This is a genomic window from Agathobacter ruminis, assembly GCF_002735305.1.
GTDB classification, from domain to species: Bacteria; Bacillota; Clostridia; order Lachnospirales; family Lachnospiraceae; genus Roseburia; species Roseburia ruminis.
Genome location: NZ_PDYG01000057.1, coordinates 1 through 5,481 on the forward strand (window position 1 = coordinate 1; position 5,481 = coordinate 5,481).

Below are 5,481 nucleotides of genomic sequence, written 5' to 3' on the forward strand. Positions count from 1 at the left end.
CACTTCATAAACCTTTTTCAAAATGGTTCATTCATCAAAAGACACATGTGTGATGCTCGCTTTTTACATATTGAAAACCTAAAATATTCGCAAAATTGTGAATGGGTTGCCGGGGTTATGGGGCGAGGATGTATAAAACAATACAGGCTGTGAAAATAAAACAAATAGCTTGTGTGGTCTAGTACTTTTTTGCTATAATAGGGACAAGAAAAGAATGAGGAGGTAACCAGATGGCATTGCACACATTTCAACCGTTTTCTTTGGATGAGATTGAAATAAATCCTTTCGTGAAGATTGGAAAAGATTGGGGACTTGTTTCTGCGGGAAACAAAGAGAATTATAATACGATGACTGTGTCATGGGGTGGCATGGGCATTATGTGGGGCAAAAAAGTATGTTTCATTTTTGTGCGTGAATCACGCCATACCAAGACCCTTTTGGATCAGGGCGAACTGTTTTCCGTTTCCTTTGTTGACGACTCCTATCGTGATGCCTTGAATTATTGTGGCTCCCATTCGGGCAAAGACGAAGACAAATTCGAAAAAGCCGGTCTGACTCCGGCATTCAAGTTGAATACACCATATGTGGATGAGGCTAATTTTGTACTGATTTGTCATAAGATGGCAACCATTCCAATCAATCGGGAAACTTTTGATGATAATACATTAATACCAAGATGGTACGGCGATAAAGCGCCGGATCACAAAGATAATTTTCATACGATGTATATCGGTGAAATTATGGAGTCTATGGCTAGATAATAAAGGGTTGTCATATGACAACCCTTTATTTTTGCTTATTAGATTGCAGGGAATGTGAGTTCCTTGTACTTCTTGTATTTTTCCTGGACTGTTGCCTGATTCTCAAAGAATTCGATTCGTGTCTTAATGATTTCGTTCAAATGTTCAGCACGCGCTGAATTCTTGTTTCTGTCACGAATCAGTCCGTTTTCAGCAAGAACGAACTTCACCTTTCCGTCTTCGCCTCTCACCAGGTCTCCGCCTGCGCCGCAAACTGCACACTCGAAAGGCCACTGAATGCCATCCCAATGTGGTTCTCCACGGAAGATCAAACCGCTGTGGCAGTTCGGGCAAAGTCCCTGATCCGGATCTCCCAGCCAGCCGCGTTCTTCAACCGGTGTGTTGATTGCCTGAATCACGTGCTCTCCAACCTGATGTGCACGCGCAATCTGCTCATCTCTTAATAATACATTTCCCGGACGGCCGTTTCTGGTAGAAAGATATGCATCTACAACCTGTACAGACTGTGTGAACATGGTTGCACCAATTCCCTCAAGCGCAAGTGTCTGCCAATCATGGCAGGAACCGCCGACAGAAATGACACCAGCAACCGTATGTGGGTCCTCTTTGACATCTCCGATTTCAAGACGGAATGACAATTCATATGCCAAAAATCTTTGTGCAAATTTCAAATATAACGAACTTGGGGTCAAATCGTAGGTCGGTACACCAACAATGATACCGTTGCAGGTCTGCATCTCATTCACGATCTTGTCCATATCGTCCTTATCCTTAAGAACACATCCGTTGTACTTGTCCTGTTTTCCCATCTGAACATTTCCCATCTGCATGGTACAACCTTCACATCCGGTACAATGCTCGATATGATAATCAAACAAATTGATCATCTTTACTTCAGCTCCAGCTTCCTGGCATGCAAGAAGTGCTTCCTTTACAAGAATTTCGCTGTTGCCGTTTTTCCTACCGGCACAAATACCTAATACCTTCATTCATTTTCCTCCTATTGGTTCTCTCTCAAAACACGCACAATCAGACACCTATATTCATGTCTGTATACCGATTTCGTCAGGCAGAAAACGAGCATGATAAACCTGACTCTCATGAATTAATTTTAACATCCGGTCAAAAAAATGAATAGATTTGTACGTATTCCGATACATTCTATTATTGCATGCATCTATTACTTTTAGTAATATTAGATTGTCGTTTATTACATAAATGTATCCAAATCCGGAGGTTACAATGACACTAAATCAAATCAGATACTTTTTGACATTATCAGAATCGTTAAATTATACCGAAGCGGCAAAATGTCTTTTCATCACACAGCCTAATTTAAGTCGCCAGATACAGTCCATGGAAGAGGAACTGGGTTTCCAGCTGTTTGTGCGCAAAAACCGCAGCGTCACGCTTACTCCCGGCGGAGCGGTGCTTTTTCAAAAATTCCGAAAGCTGATGGAACAATATAATCAGGCTGTCGCAGAAGCCTACAATGCCAGCAAAGGCTATCGTGGAAGTCTGAATGTGGAAATCCTCGATGTCTATGACATTTCCAAACACTTTCCGGAGTTGCTGCGCAATGTACAATCTTCCGACTCCACACTGAATCTGAATCTCAGAAGAAGATCCTTGGGAGAACTCATTGCCGATTTGTATGACGGCTCCGCAGATTTGATCCTCACCTACGGGTTCTCCCTCTTTGATCAACCAAATTTAATTACCACAGACGTGGGAACCTTCGACTCCTGCATTATGCTAAATAAGCAACATCCCTTGGCTACAAAACCCGATTTATGCCTGGCGGATTTAAAAGATGAACTTTTTATTCAATTGAATCAAAGCATTTGTCCCGAAGGAGCACGGTATTTGAATGCGTTGCTGGATCATGCCGGCATTCATCCACCGATTAAGTTTGTGGATTCTATGAGCGATATCATGCTCTGGGTCGAAACGGGAGATGCGGTCTGCATCACCTCCAATGTCACAAATGAATGGGTGAATCCAAACGTGAATATCATACCTATCGACTCTGATGAAGCCAAAAATCATACGCTTACCTTCGCATGGTGCCGAAATAATTACAATCCGGCCATTGCAACCTTTATGGAGCAGGTTGAGCAGATTCTAACTGCTCAATCCAAATGAAATACTGTCATTCACTAAAAAAGGTCGTGCAAGTGAGCTGACCCCTCAAAGTTAGACTTTTTACGAGACGACTTCGGTCGTCTCGTTTTCTTTATGCAGCTAAAAGATGGAGCCTATATTGAACAGGACTCATCCATCCTAACTTTTCTTTTATTCGTTGTTCATTATAATACTTTATAAATCGTTCTATTTCCGCTTTTAATTCCTCATAGCTATAGTAAATAACGCCATAGTATATCTCTTGCTTAAGCAGACCGAAGAAATTCTCCATTACGGAATTATCTAGACAGTTACCCTTTCGAGACATGCTTTGAAATATTCGTTCTTCTTTTAGCCTGTGAGAGTACGCCTTCATCTGGTAAGCCCACCCCTGGTCAGAATGGAATGTTCGTCTATAAGGGCAGTCTGAAGTGATTTCAATAGCTTTATCCAAGGCATTCATTACATTCTTTGCTGAAGGTTTCTTATCGATGCCGTAACTTAGTATTTCTCCATTACACATATCCATAAATGGATCTAGATACAGCTTATGCATTGTCATATGTCCTTTGACATCAACTTCATAATACTTAAATTCAGTTGTATCCGTTGTGATTTTTTGATGGGGTATGTGCGTATTAAAGCGTCTGCGAATTCTGTTGGGTGCAACGGTACCAATCCTGCCCTTATACGAACTATATTTCCTACTTTTGCGTGTGTAGGATGTCACCTGCAAGCCAAGTTTTTGAACTATTCGTTGAACCTTCTTTTTGTTGATGAGATATCCCTGATTATGAAGCTCTCTATGTATTCTACGATATCCGTAATCCTTATTATTCTTACGGATTTCTTGGATTTTTTCTTCAAGTTCTTTGTCAGGATTTTCTCTATCAAATCGTTTTTGCCAATACATATATGTTGCTTTAGGCATGCCTGTATAAGAGAGAAGGTCTTTTAGTTTGAATTCTCGTCGGAGACTGTTGATGACGAGTGCCGTTCTCTCATTTTTGCCTCGTCCTCTAAACGCAGCCTCCTCAGTTCTTTTAAAAAGGCATTCTCAATTCTCAATTTAAGAAGTTCATCTTCTAGCTCTTTTACATGTTCTGCACTTGTATCAACAGAAGATTCTTCAACTGGTTTGTTTTGTGTATTGCCATCAGTTATTTTCAATGTTTTCTTTCGTCCCTTCTTGCGTGGTCTTAGGGCATCAGGACCAGCTGCTCGAAAGCGACTCACCCAGTTTGTAATCATACTTGGATTAGTAATTCCTTCTTGCAGAGCTAAATCTTGATACGAAATTTCACTTGATAGATATAACTCTACTACAGAAAGCTTCTTTTCAAAAGAGTATTTTTCTTGCTTACGAGAACGTAATAACCCTTCATCACCAAATTTATTATACATAGCAACCCATTCTTGAATTCTCGTCTTGCTAGAAATACCATATTGTTGTGCAAGATAGGTATAACCACCTTTTCCATTAAGGTAAGACATAACGACTTCCTTCTTAAATTCAAAGGAATATTTAGACATAAAAATACCGACCTCCAATCGTTAGATTTTTGGTCTAACTTTTGGGGGTCGGTACACAAGCACGACCTTTTATAATATTATTTATTTTTCTTACAGTTCTTCCAATTGTTCCAACAATGCATCCCCATCAAGGTTTAAATTCGCATCGTCTCCATCAAATCCGATTTTTAGTAAATATTTCTGATCCACCTCGTACACATAAATATATCTGCCGGAGCCAATATCCTTGGTCTCTCCCAAAGCATTCAGGACCTCTTCCCTGCTCATATCAGCAGTCAACTGTTCCACCTGATCCGAGGTGATTTGACAATACTTTGAATCTGAACTGCTTACCTGTACATCCTTTTGATTTTTAACAATGATAATTGCAGAAATCAAAATTGCCAGACAGGCCACAACTGCGACAGAAATCATTTGAGTTTTTCTTCCACCCATAATTTTCCTCCTATTTTTAAACTCCTATTACAATTAGATTTTAACACACTCCCCCAAAAAACAATATTAAAATTTACATGTGTAAACAATTTTATACATATTCGTTTATGGTTTTTCCTCTTGCATTTTGCTAAAATGTAAGCATCTTTTTATGGGAGGAATTAATATGAATCATTCGAAACTCTTTCAATTTGATTCCCAACTGTTAACAGACCTTGTTCTGCTTCTTTTGGGACTATTATCACTTGCTATTACCATTCTAATTATTGTACTGATTGTAAAAGCATTTAGGAAGTATCTAAACTCTTCCGGGTCTCGCACTAACCGAAAAATTGTAAAAAAGAATCTGGCTACAGTTCTAAAAGATGCACGAATAAACAAAGGATATACTCAGGAATTTGTTGCAGAAACACTCGGAATCAGTCGCCAGACATTATACAAATGGGAAAAAGGAACAGCTGAGCCAAACCTTTCTTTTCTCAGTGAACTTGCAAAATTATATGAGATAAATATGGAAACACTTATTTCATCTTGTAAATAGTGTCCTTCATAACCGTAACATAAAATCCCCCTACTATTAGTATTAGTCATAGTCTTTCTTTACCTTTTCAATAGGTTCGACTATGCT

General features: G+C 39.5%; 6 protein-coding genes. 3 read left to right on the forward strand and 3 right to left on the reverse strand.

From position 1 onward, the window contains the following. Window positions 1-230 precede the first annotated feature (230 nt). The gene (locus CSX02_RS08265) at window positions 231-761 is read left to right on the forward strand and encodes a flavin reductase family protein (RefSeq protein ID WP_031543841.1); all 531 of its coding nucleotides are present in this window, start codon (window positions 231-233) and stop codon (window positions 759-761) included. Between the two features lie 38 nt (window positions 762-799). Here CSX02_RS08265 and CSX02_RS08270 read toward each other — a convergent pair whose 3' ends face one another. Then, window positions 800-1,750, reverse strand: coding sequence for a flavodoxin family protein (locus tag CSX02_RS08270; protein ID WP_031543842.1), 951 nt, complete (start codon window positions 1,748-1,750; stop codon window positions 800-802). Between the two features lie 253 nt (window positions 1,751-2,003). On the opposite strand from CSX02_RS08270, the gene CSX02_RS08275 reads away from it, so the two are divergent. After that, on the forward strand, window positions 2,004-2,906 hold the full coding sequence (locus tag CSX02_RS08275; RefSeq protein ID WP_189281444.1) for a LysR family transcriptional regulator: 903 nt from the start codon (window positions 2,004-2,006) through the stop codon (window positions 2,904-2,906). Between the two features lie 91 nt (window positions 2,907-2,997). Here CSX02_RS08275 and CSX02_RS08280 read toward each other — a convergent pair. Further along, window positions 2,998-4,418 (reverse strand): IS3 family transposase gene (locus CSX02_RS08280; protein ID WP_099386320.1). Its coding sequence is split into 2 segments (ribosomal slippage): window positions 2,998-3,851 and window positions 3,851-4,418, totalling 1,422 coding nucleotides; the frame shifts between segments, so codons are not numbered across the junction. A 90-nt stretch (window positions 4,419-4,508) separates the two neighbouring features. Next, window positions 4,509-4,853, reverse strand: a complete 345-nt coding sequence (locus tag CSX02_RS08285; RefSeq protein WP_099386321.1) for a hypothetical protein — start codon at window positions 4,851-4,853, stop codon at window positions 4,509-4,511. 166 nt (window positions 4,854-5,019) lie between these two features. Between CSX02_RS08285 and CSX02_RS08290 the strand changes: the two genes are divergently transcribed. Beyond that, window positions 5,020-5,394 carry a helix-turn-helix domain-containing protein gene (locus CSX02_RS08290; RefSeq protein WP_189281446.1) on the forward strand — a complete coding sequence of 125 codons (375 nt, stop codon included), beginning with the start codon at window positions 5,020-5,022 and terminating at the stop codon, window positions 5,392-5,394. Window positions 5,395-5,481 lie beyond the last annotated feature (87 nt).

Coding starts and splice junctions, on each gene's coding strand:
- CSX02_RS08270 (WP_031543842.1), bottom strand. CDS start 1,750: ATGAAGGTATTAGGTATTTGTGCCGGTAGGAAAAACGGCAACAGCGAA.
- CSX02_RS08290 (WP_189281446.1), top strand. CDS start 5,020: ATGAATCATTCGAAACTCTTTCAATTTGATTCCCAACTGTTAACAGAC.
- CSX02_RS08275 (WP_189281444.1), top strand. CDS start 2,004: ATGACACTAAATCAAATCAGATACTTTTTGACATTATCAGAATCGTTA.
- CSX02_RS08285 (WP_099386321.1), bottom strand. CDS start 4,853: ATGGGTGGAAGAAAAACTCAAATGATTTCTGTCGCAGTTGTGGCCTGT.
- CSX02_RS08265 (WP_031543841.1), top strand. CDS start 231: ATGGCATTGCACACATTTCAACCGTTTTCTTTGGATGAGATTGAAATA.